Consider the following 17384-nt stretch of genomic DNA (forward strand, 5'->3'; position numbering starts at 1 on the left):
TCGTTTGACGGTGCCCCCTCCCAATGAGCGGCAACCTCAGTCACCGTTGGTGATGTAAGCCAAACGGCATCACTCAAATCAACCAGGAATAGTCCTCAACTCGATCGCCGTACATCAACCCATGCAGCTCTGGGTCTTGCATGTAGCGCAAAATTCTCGCTGGATAATCTAATTTTCCATTGTGCAAGTACGTCAAAGTTGCAATGGCCTTGGCTTCCAGGTAGGAGCGACTAGCAATGAGAACGTAATCGTCCGGGAATCCCAATTCTTGTTTCAGGCGGCGAATTTTTCCAGTGAGTAATTCGATGTTGATCGCTGGATCCAGAAGCTGTTCCCGTGCCCACACAATGTCTTCTTTGGTGGGATTTTTGGGCAGTCGGTTCTGGTGAATCAGTTCGCTGATCCCGATTTGAGCCAGGCCATGGGTCTTGACCAAGCCTGAATGGGCAATCAGCGGAAAGTCTTCTCCGGGTTTGGAGTGTTGGATCTCGTCAAAGAGAATCGCCGTCACCAGCATTGGGTTGACGTGCTGGCGCCTGCATTCGCGATGAATGATCGGCTCAAGCCGCTCGAGTTTTGAGAGCGTTTGTGCCCGCAGCGGCTCCAATTGATCGACACCCTGGGTGAACAGCTGTGCAATCGGTGTTTGGGGCCCATGGACCCCAAAGCGCCGCTGCAACTCCTGCAGTTCCTCGGGACTGAAATCCGTTGGATTCAGGCCGGTGATCCCAGTGGAATGGTTTTTAAAGTCGGTCGAGTCAGGCTTTCGAGACAGATCGTGACCGAGCACCATTGAAGCGATCGCCAGAGCCACCGCCGCAAACGCAGCCGTGAACAGAGGTTTGCCCAGCAACGATCGTTTGCTCCAGAAACGGAAACGTGATGAAACTAGCTGGGCTGGCCCACAAAGTCATGAGTCTCTGAAAAACACCGATAGCGTCTGCCGGTGGGTACCCAGGACTCGATGAGCTTCCCGGATTTCAGCGGTAGCGATGCTCAGATTCAGTGGCAGCGATTTTGTGATCTGCTCTGGTACCACGATGATCTCGGCTTCTGGCTCGACATCAGCCGGATGCATGTCAATGCCGATCACTTAACAGCCCTTGAACCGGGCTTCGACAAAGCGTTCCAGGCCATGCAGGCCCTTGAGTCCGGTTCGATTGCCAACCCCGACGAGCAACGTCAGGTCGGCCATTACTGGTTAAGAACACCATCCTTGGCACCGGAGCCAGAGGTGTCTCAGCATGTTTCCTCCGAGGTCGATCGCATTGAGGCCTTCGGACGGGACATCCTCAGCGGTGCCATCAAGGCTCCGAATGGTCAGCCCTTCAGCGATGTTCTTTGGGTTGGCATCGGTGGCAGTGGCCTCGGTCCAATTCTGATGATCCGCGCCCTGCAAACCACCGGGCAGGGTCTGCCGTTCCATTTCCTCGACAATGTCGATCCCAATGGCATCAGTGCAGTCCTGAGCGGTCTGGAAGATCGCTTGGCAACCACGCTCGTGGTCACTGTCAGTAAATCCGGTGGCACCCCAGAGCCCCACATGGGGATGGCGCAAGCACGCCATCGCGTCGAGGCCGCAGGTGGTGTCTGGGCGAAGCAGGCGGTGGCGGTCACGATGCTGGACAGCCGTCTTGATCAGCAGGCGCAATCGGAGGATTGGCTCCAGCGCTTCGACATGTTCGATTGGGTGGGTGGTCGGACCAGCATCACCAGTGCCGTTGGTTTGTTGCCTGGGGCGTTGATCGGGTCCGATATCCGCGATTTTCTGGCGGGTGCTGCACAGATGGATGAAGCCACCCGTGTGGCTGATCTCCGCAAGAACCCCGCTGCTCTCATGGCAGCGGCCTGGCACGTCGCAGGTGACGGCCGTGGCCGCCGGGACATGGTTGTGCTGCCCTACCGCGACCGGTTGGAGGTGTTCAGCCGTTATCTCCAACAGCTTGTGATGGAATCCCTCGGCAAGCGTGAGGACCGCGATGGCAAGGTCGTCCATCAGGGCATTGCGGTTTACGGCAATAAAGGCTCCACCGATCAACACGCCTACGTTCAGCAATTGCGCGATGGCGTTGACAACTTCTTCGTCACGTTCATTGAAGTGCTTGAAGATAGTGACGACATTCCCGCGATCAATCAGGAGCGTCCAGGGGACTTCTTGGATGGTTTCTTACAGGGAACTCGCTCTGCGCTGACGGAAAGCGATCGCCAGAACATGAGCATCAGCATGCAGCGGTTTGATGCCCGCCGTTTGGGTGCGCTCATCGCCTTGTTTGAACGGGCCGTTGGTCTCTACGGCGAGCTGGTCAATGTCAATGCTTATCACCAGCCCGGTGTCGAAGCGGGCAAGAAGGCAGCGGCGGCTGTTCTTGGCCTGCAGGCCAAGGTTGAAGCGGTTCTCGCTGATCGGGTGTCCCGCTCTGTGTCCGAGATTCGTCAGGTGATTGGTGAAGAGTCGGATGAGCCGATCTTCTGGATTCTTCGTCATCTGGCTGGCAACAAACGCGGTTATGTGGCCCAGGGAGACTGGGCACATCCGGCTTCGATGCGGTTCGCCAAAAGCTGATCAGACCCTGATCCGGCAGGGATTCAGGGCACCAGATTCACCAACTTCCCGGGGACGACGATCACGCGACGGGGGGCTGCTCCTTCCAGCCATTTCACGGCGATGTCACTGCTGAGGGCAAGCGCCTCAAGTGTTGCCTTATCGGCATCAGCTGGAACCCGAAGCGTGCCGCGCACTTTGCCTTTGATCTGAATCACCAGATCGATGCTGTCCTGGACCAACGCGTCGGAATCGACCACCGGCCATGCCTGCCTGTGGATGCTTCCCTGCCCGTCCAAATGGCTCCAGAACTCCTCCGCCAGATGCGGTGCAAACGGTGCCAGCAGTCGCACCAATGTCGAAAGTGCTTCTTGAACAACCGCAGGTTGGAGCTGATCCAGATCAGCGCTGGTGAGGGCATTGGTCAGCTTCATCAGCTCTGAGATCGCCGTGTTCAGCTGGATCTCACCGCTGAGATCCTCCGAGATCTCCGCGATGGCGGTATGGACGGCCCTTCGAACATCCCGTTCCCCGTCGCTGAGCGTGGTGGGCCATGGGAGATCGGCGTTGACCTTGATGGTTTCCTTGAGCCGCTCTACAAGGCGCCAGAGCCGTTGCAGAAAGCGGAACTGACCTTCCACATCGGCGTCATCCCATTCCAGATCCTTTTCCGGGGGGGCCTTGAACAGAATGAACATCCGTGCCGTATCGGCCCCGTACCGATCGATCACCGCCGCCGGATCGACGCCGTTGTACTTCGACTTCGACATTTTCTCGAACAGAACCTCGAGTGGTTCACCACTGCTTGGGTCCAAAGGCTTCTCGGGATCCTGAACATCTCCTGGAGCCACATATCGCCCGCTGGCTGGGTTGCGATAGGTCACGCCCTGCACCATCCCCTGGGTGAGCAGACGCTCAAAGGGTTCGCCCACGTCAATCAGCCCGCGATCGCGCAGTGCCTTGGTGAAAAAGCGTGCGTAGAGCAGGTGAAGGATGGCGTGTTCGATGCCACCCACGTATTGCTTCACGGGAAGCCAGCGGTTCACCGCTTCACGACTGAACGGTTGTGTCTCGTTGTGGGGATCAGCAAACCGGAGGAAATACCAGGATGAACACATGAAGGTGTCCATGGTGTCTGTTTCGCGCTTGGCCTCAGCACCACAGCAAGGGCAACTGACATTGACCCAGTCCTGTTGCTGACTTAAGGGCGAGCCGCCCTTGCCGGACAGATCGATCCCCCGGGGCAGTTCCACGGGTAGCTCGTCGCGTGGAACAGGCACAACGCCGCAGTCCGGGCAATGGATCACCGGGATCGGGCAGCCCCAGTAGCGCTGGCGTGAGATCAACCAGTCCCGCAAGCGATAGGTGACCTTGCTTGTGGCCCAACCGCCCTGCTCACCGTGTTGGGTGATCGCAGCCTTGGCGTCCTGAGAGGGGGTGCCATCAAATGTCCCCGACTGCATCAACACCCCCGGTTCGCTCCAGGCCTGACCGTCAGCGATCGCGGCGGCGGCACCGTCGGCATCAATCACCTGCCGAACCGGCAGACCATGGCTGGTCGCGAATTGCAGATCGCGCTGGTCATGGGCAGGGACACCCATCACGGCACCGGTGCCGTAATCCGCCAGCACGTAATCGGCAATCCAGATCGGCAGCGTCTCGCCGGTCAGTGGATTGCGAACCTGCGCCCCAATCGGCACGCCGCGCTTGGGGCGGTCGTCACTGGTGCGCTCGATCGTGCTCAATCGTGCGACGGCTGTCCGGAACTCGGCCACCGCATCCGCTTGGGCGCTGCTGGTGAGCTGCTCAACCAGGGCATGCTCCGGTGCCAGCACCACGTAACTGGCGCCAGCCAGCGTGTCGGGCCGGGTCGTGAACACGGTGACGCTGCTGTCGGATCCCTCGATGGCGAAGCTGATTTCCGCACCTTCCGAGCGCCCGATCCAGTTGGCTTGCATCGTGCGGACGCGCTCCGGCCAACCGTCGAGTTGATCGAGGTCGTTGAGAAGAGGCTCCGCATAGTCGGTGATTTTGAGAAACCACTGATTGAGTTGGCGCTGCTCAACAACGGCCCCTGATCGCCAGGAGCGTCCCTCGCTGTCGACCTGCTCATTGGCGAGAACGGTCTGGTCAACGGGATCCCAGTTGACTGTTGCGTTTTTGCGGTAAGCGAGACCGCCCTCCATGAGCTCCAGGAACAACCACTGGGTCCAGCGGTAGTAATCGCTATGACAGGTGGCTTGTTCTCGGCTCCAGTCGATCGACAGCCCGAGGCGATCGAGCTGGTCACGCATCTGATCGATGTTGCGATCGGTCCAGTCCCCCGGATCGACATTGCGCTCAATCGCAGCATTTTCTGCGGGTAAGCCGAAGGCATCCCAGCCCATGGGATGGAGAACGGCATGGCCGCGCATGCGTTGCACCCGCGCAATCACATCGGTGATGACGTAATTACGCACGTGGCCCATATGCAAGGTTCCCGACGGATACGGGAACATCGACAGCGCGAAAAACGGGTCTTTGTCTGGGTCGCTATCGGTGGCATCAAGGCTTTGCTCTTTCCATCGCGACTGCCAGCGCTCTTCCAGCTCAGTCGGTTGGTAGCGGCCCGACTGATCGGTGGCACCAGCGGAAGAAGCGGAAGCGGACACGCGCGTCAGTCGACGGAATCGAGGCGATCGTGCCACACCCCATCCTTCAGCCCAGTGGGCGGATCACGCAGACATGCTGACGGTTCACCAGGGTCAGTTCCGATTGGGGCTCGATTTCAAGGGCGAGGAATTCCGAGTCCTGCCACACCAGTCGCCCCTCCAATCGACCGTGACTGACCAGGTCAAGGCTGAGGGGACGTTGTTCACGAATCCAGTGTTGAAGAAGCCTCACACCGGGAAGACTCGGATTCAATGGTGAGGTCTCCATAGGATTCGGTACAAATCGAGGCCGACATGCTGCAGTTCAGCAAGTATCAGGGACTTGGCAACGACTTCCTCATCCTTGAGGGACGTGCCAGTCAGCTTGCCGCCAACATCGTGGATCCGGACCCGAACTGGATCCGTGCCGTCTGCGACCGTCGTTTCGGGGTCGGCGGCGATGGTGTGATCCTGGCGTTACCGCCGCAGCGTGACGGTGATCTGCGAATGCGGATCTTCAACGCCGATGGCAGCGAAGCGGAAATGTGTGGCAACGGCATCCGTTGCCTGGCCCGCTTCCTTGCTGACAGCGATGGTGATGCGCCGGGGCGCCGCTGGGCGATTGAGACCCCCGCCGGGATGATCAAACCTGAACTGCAGAGCGATGGTCAGATCAAGGTGGACATGGGCGCTCCGTTCCTGAGCCCCGATCAGGTGCCCACAACCCTTGAGGTTGGCGAAGATCGCTTGCCCCAGGGTGCGCTTGCCCTCGACGGCCAGACCATGGAGGTTGCGTCCGTTGGCATGGGCAATCCCCACGTGGTGGTTCCGGTTCAGGACCTCAGCACGATCCCCTTTGATGCCTGGGGGGCTGCTTTGGAGTGTCATCCGGTCTTCCCGGCCAAAACCAATGTCCATTTCCTCCAGGTTCACGACCGAACACATCTGGAAATCAAGGTCTGGGAGCGGGGGGCAGGTCCAACCCTGGCCTGCGGCACCGGTGCCTGCGCCACCCTGGTTGCCGCGTCCCTGCTCGGCCTGGCCGACGACCATGCCGAAGTGCTGCTTCCCGGTGGTCCTCTGCAGATCGCTTGGCCCGATCAGACCGGCTCCGTGTGGATGACCGGTCCGGCGGAGGCCGTGTTCGATGGAGTGCTCACCCCTGAACTGGTGCCGGCAGCGTCCGTGAGCGCTGCCCCCGCTGCAGCGGTGTCGCCGGTCATCCGTCCAGCGGTGTCTGAGGAGCTCAACTGTGCTCGCGACTGCGAGCAGACCTGTCAGCGTCCTGACAACTGCCTAAGGGATGCAGCCCAGAGCAAGGTGCAGGATTTTCTCAACAGCACGTCGCTCGATGCGATGTTGAATCTCGCCAGCGACACCTTGGAACAGCGCACCCAGGCTCGAATTGACCGTGGCCTTGGCTGAGCTCTACTGCGACGCCTCGGCGACGACGCCACCGCTGCCGGCGGTCCTTGAGGCGATGCAGGCGGTCTATCGCGAGGCCTGGGCCAACCCCAGCAGCCTCCATGGCCATGGGCTGGCGGCCGCGGAGATGTTGGAGCGCTCCCGTCAGCGGATTGGTAACGCCCTGGGTGCCGCCGCCGATCAGCTCATCGTCACTTCCGGTGCCACGGAATCGGTCCATCTGGCGCTTCTTGGCACCGCGGCCCGGACCTCTCCGGCTCGGTTGGTGATCGGTGCACTGGAGCATCCGGCCGTGTTCGCCGCCGCTGATGCACTTCGCTCCCAGGGCTGGGATGTGCAGATCTGGCCGGTTGGCCCGGACGGGCACTTGAGGATGGATTTGCTCGACGCGATCCTCGAACCGCCGACCCGGCTGGTGTCGTTGAACTGGGGCCAGAGTGAGGTCGGCACCCTGCAACCGATGCTCGAAATCGGTGATGCCTGTCGCCGTCGCGGGATTGTTTGCCACACCGATGCCACCCAGCTGTTGTCGCAGGCCCGTCTCGACTGGAACGCCCTGCCTTTGGATTTGCTCAGCGGTTCAGCCCACAAATTCCAGGGCCCCCGTGGTGTGGGCTTGCTGTTGTTCCGACATGGTGTGCTCCAGCAGCCGCTTTTTGGTGGTGGAGGTCAGCAACAGGGATGGCGGAGTGGCACCGAAGCCACAGCCCTGACGGCCGGGATGGCGGAAGCCCTGGATGCGTTGCCGCTGCACCGTCCCATCACCGGTCGGGAAGCACCTGCAGGGGTGACGCCGGACCTGCGCCCTTCCCGTGATCGCTTGCTCGAGCAGCTTCTGGACCGCGAGGGTGTGCAGTTGACCGGTGCCGGCGTGGATCACCGTCTACCGCATCACATTTCCCTGGTGGTGAAGGATGTCTCAGGCGGACCAATCAGCGGCCGCGAGCTGGTCCGTCAACTGGCCCGCCATGGTGTGGCCGCCAGCAGTGGCAGTGCATGTAGTTCAGGCCGCAGCCAGGACAGCCCGGTGCTGACTGCCATGGACCTGCCTGTCTCGCTGCGTCGCTCCGGTCTGCGGCTCTCGCTGGGGCCCTGGTTAAGCGCAGATGAGCTCGAGAGCATTCCGGAGCGTTTTGATGCCGCACGGGCGGCCTGCACCTGAGATGCTTGGGCGGTGACAATTGGGTGATGACAACGACAACCCCTGGGCAGCGCCCTCTTCCGCCGGATCTCGCGACCGCTGAACAGGATCTTCTGGAGGCCTGTAGCTCGGCGCTGACCTCCGGCGACAGCACCCGGTGGTCCGCTGCCCTCCGGTTTGAAAATCTGCGGGTGTTGCCGGTCGCCCTGCGCCTGGCCCGTGCCTTGATCGACGCTGGCCGTCCCGTGGTCCTGCTGTGGCCAGATGCCGGTGCCGCGGCCCTGGCGCGACGGGATGCCGAGGATCTGGCCGAGCGTGTGCTGGATTTCAAGCAGTGGTCGTCCAAGGAGGACCCGCCGGCTGATGCCCTGCTGCTTGTGGTGGCACCGCAACCCTCGGAGTACGACGAGTTCGCTGAGATTTGCGTTTCCCATTCCGGACCGGTGTTGATGCTGAATGGTCGGCTCGAGGATGCGGCCGTCGGGATCGGCAGCGTCGCCCGCGAGCGGCGCAAAGGATTTGTGTCTGTTTGGTCTCAGGCCTATTGGCTGGAACCGATCGACGGTGGTGCCGTGATGCGTGTCCACCCCGAATCCTGGAATGTTTATCGCGCCGATCCCGATGGGTATCGCGCTGTCGCAGAGCTGGAGACGCGCCCGGACCCTGAAACGATCAACGCCATCCTTGCGGGCGAGGACGGGCCCGGCCTGAAGCAGCAACTCGGCAATGTCGATCGTTTTTTAGATGGCTTGCGCAACTGAGCCCATTCCCTTGTATCGATCGCCTGCCCTCCGTAAGGTTTGGCTTCAATCAACGATCTGATGGCTTCACTGTTCGGTCGCAAGGTGTCGCTGCTCGATGCGATTGCAGGAAGCATTGCCGTGGCCGCTCTGGCGGGTGTCGTCTGGTCGCCCAAGCTGAATAACCAGTTGGCGAAGGCGACAGGATCCGTCAAGGCGGTGCAGGTTCAGGTTGATGCGCGCAATCTTCCCCTTGCGGATCCCACGGCCTTTCTTCAATCGGCTCGGGATGATCAGAGTCTCAGTTTGATTGTTCGCAATCAACCGGCCGGCCGCGTTCAGGTTCTGGCCATCGACGAGGTGCGACGCCGGTTGGTGGAGCTGCAACCGAATGGTCAGGTCATCCAGGATGACGACCCCACATCTCCGTTGCTCCACCATGTGCGCTTCAACCTTGAGGCGCAGGCAACGATCGGTCCCTCGGGCATCGTCTTCGGGGGGACCAAGCTCAAGATCGGCAGCCCCGTCGAGTTAGAAGGAACGCTTTACAGGGTCAATGGCACCGTCAGTGGTGTGGTCCTGCCATGACCCGTGCTGTCTCTCTGGCCGCCTGCATGGCGGCATCCCTGGCCCTCAGTCATGCTCCACTTCAGGCCCAGCCGCCCCTGCTCCCGGAACCCCCGCCGCTGGCGCCGCTCGGCCGCATTGACCTGAGACCTGCCATCTGTGCCCCACTGCAGCGTGCAGTGCAACGGGCGGTGGGAGGCCAGCCCCAGGTGTGGAGTATCAGCGTGGTCGATGGGAGCGGTCGTCTCCTGGCCGACCATTACGGTTCTGTGCCGAGGGTCCCAGCCTCCAACCAGAAGTTGATTGCGACGGCGTTTGCCCTCGATCGGCTCGGTCCCGATTTCCGCCTGATGACCAGGCTTCTGCGGCACGGGGACGGCTCGCTGGAGATGGTGGGGGAAGGCGACCCTGATCTCAGCGTTGCGGAGATCCAACGCTTTGCCATGGTGGCCCTCGGCCATGGCGGTTCTCGCAATCCCGCGGTCGGCAGTGCGGGGCCGGAGATCAAGCTGTTCGTCAGGGAAGAACCCCGGCGCAATTGGTGGCCGAGCGATTGGCACCCTTCCGATCGCAGCTATGCCTATGGGGCACCGATTACCCGCTTGGCTCTCACCAGCAATGCTTTGCATATGGCGGTGATGGATCCTGCGGCACGGTTGCAGCGCATCCTCGACTCCGCAGCACGGCGACAGGGCGGCCGCCTGCAGACGGTTGTTCTGCCTCCAGCCCCAATTTCGACCCAACAGGGAAGTGAGCTCCCTGATCAGACCGTTGTCTTGCACAGCGAGAGTTCAGCGCCGATGCATGCCCTGCTCAGTCTGGCCAATACGGAGAGTCATAACTTCACGGCCGAAGTTCTGCTCCGAGAAGCGGCGGACGACTGGGATGTGCATCGGGCGTCCATGGCAGCAACCCGATGGATGCAGAGTCAAGGCATTCCGATCGCTGGCCTGCGGATTCGAGATGGCAGCGGCCTGTCGCGAGGCAATCGGCTGACAAGCCGGACGCTGAGCGCTCTGTTGCTCCGGATGGCCCAGCACCCCCTGAGCGCCTACTACCAGGCCTCCATGGCCATTGCCGGTGAGCGCGGAACCCTGAGGAGGCTGTATCGCGGCAGCAGCCTGGATGGACGATTCCGCGGTAAAACCGGAACGCTCACCGGTGTGCGCACCATCTCTGGAATCTTGGACACTGAGGATGGACCGCTGTTCGTGAGCATGCTCTCGAATGGGGCATCAGCCCCCAACAGCGTGATGGGTGACGTGTTGGAGGCTTCCCAGAGGTTCAGCCAGTGCTCTTCATCGAACGCAGCCGTGAGGCCGCCCGCCGTGCGCGGTTGATCGGGACGGTCTTGTCCTCGGAGTTGGCAGGGGCCTTGACCTCCTGGCTGCGAATCGACTGGATCTTGACCAGTTCGTGGCGGCCGGCGATCACGACCTGGGCCATTTCCTTCAGGCGGACTTCCAGCTCACCGAGGGTCTGCTCGGCGTAGCGATTGGCTCCGTCCTGCACACTCACCGCTTCCTGACGGCTGCGTTGGATCAAACCTTCGCATTGCTGCTGGGTCTGTTGACGGAATTGCAGGGCGTCGTTGTGGAGGCGTTCAGCTTCATCACGGGCTTCCTTTTGCAGTCGAAGCCCTTCCCGGCGGATCGTGTCGAGATCCTGCAGCGACTGCTGGCGTGCCGCTTCGTGCTGTTCCAGATGTTGCTGTTTGCGTTCGACCGCCTCTTGGTCGAGCTGTTGGCGCCGCTGCAGGGCTTCCTGTTCCAGCTGCTGACGTCGCGCGGCGTATTGCTGCTCCAGTTTGGCCAGCTTGCCTTGACAATCCTGTTCAAGGGTTGCGCTCTGCTGCCGGGTGGTCTGCAGCAGCTGTTCGCATTGCTGACGGGTCTGTTCCCGCAGCTCATTGACCTGGCGCTCAGCTTCCTGTCGGATCGCCGCGTTGTTCACCAGCTGATCCCGCTGGCGTTTGGCCTGTACAACGATTTCATCGGCTTGCTGACGCGCTGTGCTGATGAACTCATCGCGGCGCTTCAACAGCTGACCAGCACTCTCGAATTCCTGGGGGAGAACCTCCCGTACGGCGTCGAGCACCTCCACGGCATCGCCTTCATTGACCAGACGTCCTCCCGTGAAGGGAATCCGACTGCCATCCAGAATGATCTCTTCGAGTTGATCCAGCTGATCCAGCACTGTCAACCGAATGTCACTCATGGCGGTGCGGTGTGAAAGCTGAATTAAAGAGCCTGATCAGGTCCTTGGCCACCTCTGCGGGCACCATGTGATCGATTGACCCCCCGAATCGGGCCACCTCCTTCACCACCGAGCTGCTGAGGAAGCTGTGACGGGCTGAGGTCGCGAGGAACACTGTTTCCAGCTGTTCAGCGAGGGAGCGATTGGTGTGAGCGATCTGCAGTTCGTATTCGAAGTCGCTCATGGCCCGAAGCCCCCGCAAGATCAGATCAGCGCGATGGGTGACCGCGCAGTTCACGGTGAGACCGTCGAAGCTGATCACTTCCACACCGCTCAGGTGCTGGGTTGACGCTTGGATCTGGGCAATGCGTTGGTCGACGCTGAAGGCGGGTTGCTTGCTGGGATTGGAGAGCACCGCAACGATCACTTCGCCGAAGAGGTTGCACGCCCGTTCGATCAGATCAAGGTGCCCGTTGGTCAACGGGTCGAAACTGCCGGGATAAAGGGCCCGCATGAGCGATGACGCGCTGATCGGAATCCTATGAACCCCATCCCTGCCTAGATTCCAGCCAACCTCCTGGAACCGATGAGCCTCGACGCCGACGCCAAGAAAGTGTTGCTGCGCAAGATTCCCCATGGACTCTTCATCTGCGGCGTCCGTGATGGTGATGACGTCAACGGTTTCACCGCCAGCTGGGTGACTCAGGGGTCATTTGAACCCCCTTTGGTGGTCATGGGTGTCCGCGCCGACAGTGCCAGCCACGCGATCATCGAATCCACCGGCCGGTTTTCTCTCAACGTTTTGAGGGCTGATCAGAAGGATCTGGCAGCGGTGTTCTTCAAGCCTCAGAAGGCCATGGGTGGTCGCTTTGATGCGGCTCCATTCAGCGAAGGAGAGCTCGGACTCCCTCTGTTGAACGATGCCATCGGTGGGGTGGAGTGTGAGCTGGTGGGCCAGATCAAGCATGGTGACCACACCGTGTTTGTCGGTGAAGTCAAGACAGCTCGTCTCATCGCCGATGGCGATGCTCTTGACCTGGCCAACACCGGTTGGAACTACGGCGGCTGATCGGGCTGGACTGCACGCGTGTCAGTGACCCCTCTGCTGCTCGAGCCAGAACGGCTCGAGCAACGCCTTAAGGAGATTCCACTCGAGCCAGGGTGTTATCTGATGCGCGATGGAGAGGATCAGATCCTCTACGTCGGCAAGTCCAAATCTTTGCGCACGCGTGTGCGTAGTTATTTCCGCAGCCGACATGACCTGTCGCCGCGCATCCGCTTGATGACGCGCCAGGTCTGTGAAATCGAATTCATCGTGACCGACAGCGAAGCGGAAGCGCTGACGCTGGAGGCCAACCTGATCAAGAACCACCAGCCGCACTTCAATGTGCTGCTGAAGGACGACAAAAAATATCCTTATCTCTGCATCACCTGGAGTGAGGCTTACCCCAGGATTTTCATCACCCGCCGGCGTCGCTTTCGCAGTCCCCTCGACCGTTTTTACGGCCCCTATGTCGATGTCGGTTTGCTGCGTCGAACCTTGTTTCTGGTCAAACGGGTGTTCCCACTCCGTCAGCGACCTCGGCCGCTGCATCCGGATCGCACTTGCCTGAATTACAGCATCGGCCGCTGTCCCGGGGTCTGCCAGGAAAAAATCAGCTCAGAGGATTACCACCGCACCCTGCGCAAGGTGGCGATGGTGTTCCAGGGGCGCAGCGATGAGTTGCAACAGCTGCTGCAGGAGCAGATGCAGCGGTATGCCGATCGGATGGATTACGAGTCGGCGGCCCGGGTTCGTGATCAGCTGCAGGGGTTAGATCAACTCACGGCCGACCAAAAAATGACGCTGCCGGATTCATCGGTGAGTCGCGATGTTTTGGCCATGGCCTGTGATGAGCGCGTCGCCGCCGTCCAGTTGTTTCAGATGCGGGCCGGAAAACTGGTGGGTCGCCTTGGGTACACCGCCGACGCCTCGGGTTTGGAGCCCGGTCTGATCCTGCAGCGGGTGATCGAGGAGCACTACAGCCAGGTGGATGCTGTGGAGGTTCCTCCGGAATTGCTGGTGCAATATCCGCTCCCTCAGCAAGCGCTGATGGAGGACTGGCTCGGGGAGCAGCGCGAGCGGCGGGTTCAGGTGCACTGTCCGCAGCGCCGGCAGAAAGCTGATTTGATCGAACTGGTGCAACGCAATGCCGAATTCGAACTGCTCCGTGCCAAACAAGGCCAAGAGCAGCAAGCGTTGGCCACCGAAGATCTCGCGCAGCTGCTCGAGTTGCCGATCCCACCGCGTCGGATTGAGGGCTACGACATCAGTCACATCCAGGGCAGTGATGCAGTCGCGTCACAGGTGGTCTTCATCGATGGCCTGCCGGCGAAGCAGCACTACCGCAAGTACAAGATCCGCAGCAGCAGCATTCGTGCGGGACACAGCGATGACTTCATGGCCATGGCCGAGATCATGCGGCGGCGCTTTCGCCGTTGGGCCCGTGCCAAGGCGGAGGGGGTCGACCTCGGAGCCCTCCGTCACAAAGGAGGTTCTGCCCTGCAGACCGACGGCCTCAATGATTGGCCGGATGTGGTGATGATCGATGGGGGGAAGGGCCAGCTTTCCGCGGTCATGGAGGCTCTTCGGGAACTCGATCTCCATGAAGATCTCAACGTTTGCTCCTTGGCCAAGCAGCGGGAAGAAGTGTTCCTTCCGGGCGAATCCAATCCCCTTGAAAGTGAGCCTGATCAGTTGGGAGTTGCACTCCTGCGGCGTTTACGCGATGAAGCCCACCGCTTTGCGGTCAGCTTCCATCGTCAGCAGCGCGGAGAACGCATGAAGCGATCGCGTCTTTCAGACATCCCAGGGGTGGGGCCCAAGCGCGTCAAGGATCTGCTCGCCCACTTCCATTCGATCGATGCCATCCAACTCGCCTCGATCGAAACCCTGACCAACGCCCCGGGGGTCGGACCGGCCATGGCGAAGGAGATCCATGCTTTCTTTCATCCTGTCGATGAACCCGAAGCGGATCTGGCCCCGGTGCCTTGAGGCCCACAACGCTGCCCGGCAACCAGCAGAGTGGTGACCCTGATCGATGCGGTGATGCGCCGGTTCCTGCTGACAGTCGCTGTGCTCATCGGTCTCAGTCTCGCGCCCAGTGCCCTGGCATCGCCGGGACTCTGCACCGGTCCGGTGTGTGCTGATGGGATTACCCGCAGCGCCAAGAACCATTGGCAGCTCGTGCTTCGACTGAATGATCAGCAGGGTCATCGCGAGAAGGTCGTGATGGACTGCCGTGCGGGCGTGCTCAGCCCACGGGCCGGCCAGGTGGAACGGGGCTATGCCACGGCCATCGGACGGCGGGCTTGCCGTCTGGCTGGAGAGGTCAGCTGAAGGAAGCCATGGAGATCACCCTGATCTTTCCCAATCAGCTGTTTGCTGACCATCCGGCGCTGAGTCCCGGGCGTGCGGTGGTGCTGCTTGAGGATCCCCTGCTGTTTGGCACCGATGCGCGTTGGCCGTTGCGGGTCCATCGGCAGCGTTTGCTATTGCATCGCGCGTCGATTAAGGCCTATCAGCAGCAATTGCTGGCCCGTGGTTTTGAGGTCAGACACTGCCCGCATCATCTGGCGGCCTCCACGGAGGCACACCTGGCTTTGCTTTGGCAAGACGGCATGCGCAGGATCCATCTGGCGGATCCGGTGGACGATCTCCTGGAACGTCGTCTCAAGCGGTTTTGTGCGGAACGCGATGTTGCGTTGACGCTGTATCCAACACCGCTGTTGCTGACGCCGGACAGCGTCATCGCTGAGCACTTTTCGAGCGGTAAAAAACCATTCATGGCGCGTTTCTATGAAATGCAGCGCCGTCGCATGGGTCTTCTTCTGGATGGTGACGGCGGACCGGTCGGTGGCCGTTGGAGTTTTGATGCCGACAACCGCAAGAAGTTGCCCAAGGGCATTCAGGTGCCCGATCCGCCGGGTCAAGCTGAGACCAGCGTCGTTCAGGAGGCCCGTCAGGAGCTGTTGCACGAAGGGCTGGGGGATCTCGGCAGCTGGGAGAACTTTGTGTATCCCGTCACCCATGGGGATGCTGCGCGCTGGTTGGAGCAATTCCTCGACCACCGTCTTCTTCAGTTCGGCGCCTATGAAGACGCCATCAGCCAACACCATCGGGTGATGTGGCATTCCGTGCTCACCCCGATGTTGAACATCGGTTTGCTGACCCCACAACAGGTGTTGGATCAAACGCTCCACAGGGCTGAGCAAGGTGACCTCCCCTTGAATTCACTGGAGGGGTTCATCCGACAGATCGTCGGCTGGCGCGAGTTCATGGCGGCCATGTATCGACGCCACGGGGTCACCATGCGATCTGGCAATTTTTGGGGGTTTGAAGAGCGACCGATTCCGAATGCGTTTTACACCGCATCCACCGGTTTGCCGCCCATTGATGATGCGATTCACCATGCATTAGAGACCGGATACTGCCATCACATTGAACGGCTGATGTTGCTCGGCAATCTCATGCAACTCTGTGGATTTCATCCCAACAGTGTTTACACCTGGTTCATGGAGATGTTTGTTGATGCCTATGACTGGGTCATGGTCCCCAATGTCTACGGCATGAGTCAATTCGCCGATGGTGGTCTGTTTACAACCAAGCCCTATCTGTCGGGTTCGAATTACGTTCGTAAGATGTCCGATTACCGCAAAGGTGACTGGTGCGAGATCTGGGATGGATTGTTCTGGAGCTTCATCAAACGCCATGAGGACTTCTTCCGCGGCCAATATCGTTTGGCGATGATGGCTCGCAATCTGGACAGGATGTCGTCTGAAACCCTCCGGACGCATCAATCCAAAGCCTTGCAGTTCCTTGACGGGCTCACCTAAACCCTGCGTAAGGTCGTTGGACGTGTTTTTCATCCATGGCGCTGCCACCTGAGGCTTATCTCTGGTTCAAAACCCTCCACATCGTTGGAGTTGTCGTCTGGTTCGCAGGTCTCTTTTATCTCGTTCGTCTTTTCATCTATCACGCTGAGACTGAACAGCTTTCAGCGGAGCTGCAGGGGCCGTTTCGCGACCAATACAGCCTGATGGAGCGTCGGCTGGCCAACATCATCACCACGCCTGGAATGGTCGTGGCCGTGAGCATGGCCATCGGGTTACTGGTGGTGCAACCCAGCTGGCTTCAGCAGGGCTGGATGCACGCCAAGCTCGGATTTGTCGCTGCCCTGTTGGCCTATCACGCTTTTTGTTATCGCCTGATGGGTCAGCTTCAAAACGGGGTTTGTCAGTGGTCCGGTCAACAGCTGCGGGCCTTGAATGAACTCCCGACGCTGTTCCTGGTGATCGTGGTGATGTTGGTGGTGTTCAAATCCCAGTTCCCCACCAGTGCGGCCACCTGGTTCATCGTGGCGCTTGTGGTGTTCATGGCTGCGTCCATTCAGTTTTATGCCCGTTGGCGCCGCCTGCGCAACGAGGCTGCTGCACAGTCGTGAGATGAGCACTCCGCATCCGCTTCGAGCGGTTCTGGAACAAAGCGGCCCCGAGCGTTGTCCAGACCACATCAATTTCCACTGCCACACCATCTGCAGCGACGGCAGTCTTGAGCCGCTTGATCTGATTCGTCAGGCCAGTGACCTGGGGTTAAGCCATCTGGCTGTGACGGATCACCACAGCACCAGGGCGATTGGGCCGATCCAGCATTGGTTGGCCGAGCAACGCCAGCAGGGGGTGTCCGTTCCCACCCTCTGGACCGGGGTTGAGATCAGTGCCCTGCTCAAGGGATGTTTGGTCCATGTGTTGGCCCTGGGTTTTGAGCTCGACCATCCGGCGTTGCGCATCTACTGCCGTGGTGATGCGGTTGTCGGTGAGCCCCTGCGGGCCCAATCCGTGGTTCAAGCCATCCACAACGCCGGTGGGCTGGCGGTGCTGGCCCATCCGGCCCGCTATCGACTCGGCCCCGTTGAACTGATCAATGCCGCTGCTGATCTGGGTTTTGACGGGGGTGAGGCCTGGTACGACTACGACATGAATTCAACGTGGTCGCCCAGTCCCATGGTCTGCGACGCCATCGCTGCACAGTTGGAGAACCTTGGCCTTTTGCGTACGTCTGGCACCGACAGCCATGGAATTGACCTTCGTGGCCGCTAAGTTCA

General features: G+C 60.4%; 17 protein-coding genes. 12 read left to right on the plus strand and 5 right to left on the minus strand.

Annotated features, from left to right (window positions below; translation table 11 throughout):
- Positions 1-73: 73 nt before the first annotated feature.
- Positions 74-853 (minus strand): helicase DnaB, encoded by a 780-nt coding sequence (locus tag ACGVKB_RS03065; protein WP_392349810.1) that lies wholly within the window; start codon positions 851-853, stop codon positions 74-76.
- Positions 854-964: 111 nt separating this feature from the next.
- Here ACGVKB_RS03065 and ACGVKB_RS03070 point away from each other — a divergent pair, with 111 nt between their 5' ends.
- Positions 965-2563 (plus strand): glucose-6-phosphate isomerase, encoded by a 1599-nt coding sequence (locus ACGVKB_RS03070; protein ID WP_392349811.1) that lies wholly within the window; start codon positions 965-967, stop codon positions 2561-2563.
- A 23-nt stretch (positions 2564-2586) separates the two neighbouring features.
- On the opposite strand, the gene leuS is transcribed toward ACGVKB_RS03070, so the two are convergent.
- Entirely contained in the window at positions 2587-5202 is a 2616-nt protein-coding gene (leuS, locus tag ACGVKB_RS03075) for a leucine--tRNA ligase (protein WP_392349836.1), read from the minus strand.
- Positions 5203-5239: 37 nt separating this feature from the next.
- The gene (locus ACGVKB_RS03080; RefSeq protein ID WP_392349812.1) at positions 5240-5461 is read right to left on the minus strand and encodes a hypothetical protein; all 222 of its coding nucleotides are present in this window, start codon (positions 5459-5461) and stop codon (positions 5240-5242) included.
- A gap of 26 nt (positions 5462-5487) precedes the next feature.
- Between ACGVKB_RS03080 and dapF the strand changes: the two genes are divergently transcribed.
- Genes dapF through dacB form a run of 5 tightly spaced genes read left to right on the plus strand, consistent with a single transcriptional unit; the run spans position 5488 to position 10385 of the window.
- Positions 5488-6597, plus strand: a complete 1110-nt coding sequence (dapF, locus tag ACGVKB_RS03085) for a diaminopimelate epimerase (protein ID WP_392349813.1) — start codon at positions 5488-5490, stop codon at positions 6595-6597.
- Positions 6584-7759 carry a cysteine desulfurase family protein gene (locus ACGVKB_RS03090; protein WP_392349814.1) on the plus strand — a complete coding sequence of 392 codons (1176 nt, stop codon included), beginning with the start codon at positions 6584-6586 and terminating at the stop codon, positions 7757-7759. The genes dapF and ACGVKB_RS03090 overlap by 14 nt, the downstream gene beginning before the upstream one ends.
- Positions 7760-7785: 26 nt before the next feature.
- Positions 7786-8499, plus strand: a complete 714-nt coding sequence (locus tag ACGVKB_RS03095) for a DUF1995 family protein (RefSeq protein WP_392349815.1) — start codon at positions 7786-7788, stop codon at positions 8497-8499.
- 60 nt (positions 8500-8559) lie between these two features.
- Positions 8560-9066, plus strand: a complete 507-nt coding sequence (locus tag ACGVKB_RS03100) for a DUF4330 domain-containing protein (RefSeq protein WP_392349816.1) — start codon at positions 8560-8562, stop codon at positions 9064-9066.
- Complete coding sequence (dacB, locus tag ACGVKB_RS03105) at positions 9063-10385, plus strand: D-alanyl-D-alanine carboxypeptidase/D-alanyl-D-alanine-endopeptidase (RefSeq protein ID WP_392349817.1); 1323 nt, start codon at positions 9063-9065, stop codon at positions 10383-10385. The genes ACGVKB_RS03100 and dacB overlap by 4 nt, the downstream gene beginning before the upstream one ends.
- Here dacB and ACGVKB_RS03110 read toward each other — a convergent pair.
- Both ACGVKB_RS03110 and coaD read right to left on the minus strand, forming a co-directional pair.
- Positions 10330-11262, minus strand: coding sequence for a hypothetical protein (locus ACGVKB_RS03110; protein ID WP_392349818.1), 933 nt, complete (start codon positions 11260-11262; stop codon positions 10330-10332). The two genes, dacB and ACGVKB_RS03110, sit on opposite strands and share 56 nt — an antisense overlap.
- A complete protein-coding gene (gene coaD, locus ACGVKB_RS03115) occupies positions 11255-11755 on the minus strand; it encodes a pantetheine-phosphate adenylyltransferase (protein ID WP_392349819.1) in 501 nt (166 codons plus the stop codon). Before coaD ends, ACGVKB_RS03110 begins: the two co-directional genes overlap by 8 nt.
- 72 nt (positions 11756-11827) lie before the next feature.
- On the opposite strand from coaD, the gene ACGVKB_RS03120 reads away from it, so the two are divergent.
- The 6 genes from ACGVKB_RS03120 to ACGVKB_RS03145 are packed head-to-tail and all read left to right on the plus strand — an operon-like array spanning position 11828 to position 17379.
- Positions 11828-12310 carry a flavin reductase family protein gene (locus ACGVKB_RS03120; RefSeq protein WP_392349820.1) on the plus strand — a complete coding sequence of 161 codons (483 nt, stop codon included), beginning with the start codon at positions 11828-11830 and terminating at the stop codon, positions 12308-12310.
- A 24-nt stretch (positions 12311-12334) separates the two neighbouring features.
- Positions 12335-14275 (plus strand): excinuclease ABC subunit UvrC, encoded by a 1941-nt coding sequence (gene uvrC, locus ACGVKB_RS03125; RefSeq protein WP_392349837.1) that lies wholly within the window; start codon positions 12335-12337, stop codon positions 14273-14275.
- Positions 14276-14329: 54 nt separating this feature from the next.
- The gene (locus ACGVKB_RS03130; RefSeq protein ID WP_392349838.1) at positions 14330-14620 is read left to right on the plus strand and encodes a hypothetical protein; all 291 of its coding nucleotides are present in this window, start codon (positions 14330-14332) and stop codon (positions 14618-14620) included.
- Between the two features lie 8 nt (positions 14621-14628).
- The gene (locus ACGVKB_RS03135) at positions 14629-16116 is read left to right on the plus strand and encodes a cryptochrome/photolyase family protein (protein WP_392349821.1); all 1488 of its coding nucleotides are present in this window, start codon (positions 14629-14631) and stop codon (positions 16114-16116) included.
- A gap of 35 nt (positions 16117-16151) precedes the next feature.
- A complete protein-coding gene (gene hemJ / locus ACGVKB_RS03140; protein WP_392349822.1) occupies positions 16152-16724 on the plus strand; it encodes a protoporphyrinogen oxidase HemJ in 573 nt (190 codons plus the stop codon).
- A gap of 1 nt (position 16725) precedes the next feature.
- The gene (locus ACGVKB_RS03145) at positions 16726-17379 is read left to right on the plus strand and encodes a PHP domain-containing protein (RefSeq protein ID WP_392349823.1); all 654 of its coding nucleotides are present in this window, start codon (positions 16726-16728) and stop codon (positions 17377-17379) included.
- The last annotated feature ends 5 nt before the right edge of the window (positions 17380-17384 follow it).

The organism is Parasynechococcus sp. (assembly GCF_042954325.1).
GTDB lineage: Bacteria > Cyanobacteriota > Cyanobacteriia > PCC-6307 > Cyanobiaceae > Parasynechococcus.

Excerpts from the sequence above, each read along its gene's own strand:
- ACGVKB_RS03070 (WP_392349811.1), top strand. The coding sequence starts at position 965 with ATGAGCTTCCCGGATTTCAGCGGTAGCGATGCTCAGATTCAGTGGCAG.
- ACGVKB_RS03080 (WP_392349812.1), bottom strand. The coding sequence starts at position 5,461 with ATGGAGACCTCACCATTGAATCCGAGTCTTCCCGGTGTGAGGCTTCTT.
- dapF (WP_392349813.1), top strand. The coding sequence starts at position 5,488 with ATGCTGCAGTTCAGCAAGTATCAGGGACTTGGCAACGACTTCCTCATC.
- ACGVKB_RS03095 (WP_392349815.1), top strand. The coding sequence starts at position 7,786 with ATGACAACGACAACCCCTGGGCAGCGCCCTCTTCCGCCGGATCTCGCG.
- ACGVKB_RS03100 (WP_392349816.1), top strand. The coding sequence starts at position 8,560 with ATGGCTTCACTGTTCGGTCGCAAGGTGTCGCTGCTCGATGCGATTGCA.
- dacB (WP_392349817.1), top strand. The coding sequence starts at position 9,063 with ATGACCCGTGCTGTCTCTCTGGCCGCCTGCATGGCGGCATCCCTGGCC.
- ACGVKB_RS03110 (WP_392349818.1), bottom strand. The coding sequence starts at position 11,262 with ATGAGTGACATTCGGTTGACAGTGCTGGATCAGCTGGATCAACTCGAA.
- coaD (WP_392349819.1), bottom strand. The coding sequence starts at position 11,755 with ATGCGGGCCCTTTATCCCGGCAGTTTCGACCCGTTGACCAACGGGCAC.
- ACGVKB_RS03120 (WP_392349820.1), top strand. The coding sequence starts at position 11,828 with ATGAGCCTCGACGCCGACGCCAAGAAAGTGTTGCTGCGCAAGATTCCC.
- ACGVKB_RS03130 (WP_392349838.1), top strand. The coding sequence starts at position 14,330 with ATGCGCCGGTTCCTGCTGACAGTCGCTGTGCTCATCGGTCTCAGTCTC.
- ACGVKB_RS03135 (WP_392349821.1), top strand. The coding sequence starts at position 14,629 with ATGGAGATCACCCTGATCTTTCCCAATCAGCTGTTTGCTGACCATCCG.
- hemJ (WP_392349822.1), top strand. The coding sequence starts at position 16,152 with ATGGCGCTGCCACCTGAGGCTTATCTCTGGTTCAAAACCCTCCACATC.
- ACGVKB_RS03145 (WP_392349823.1), top strand. The coding sequence starts at position 16,726 with ATGAGCACTCCGCATCCGCTTCGAGCGGTTCTGGAACAAAGCGGCCCC.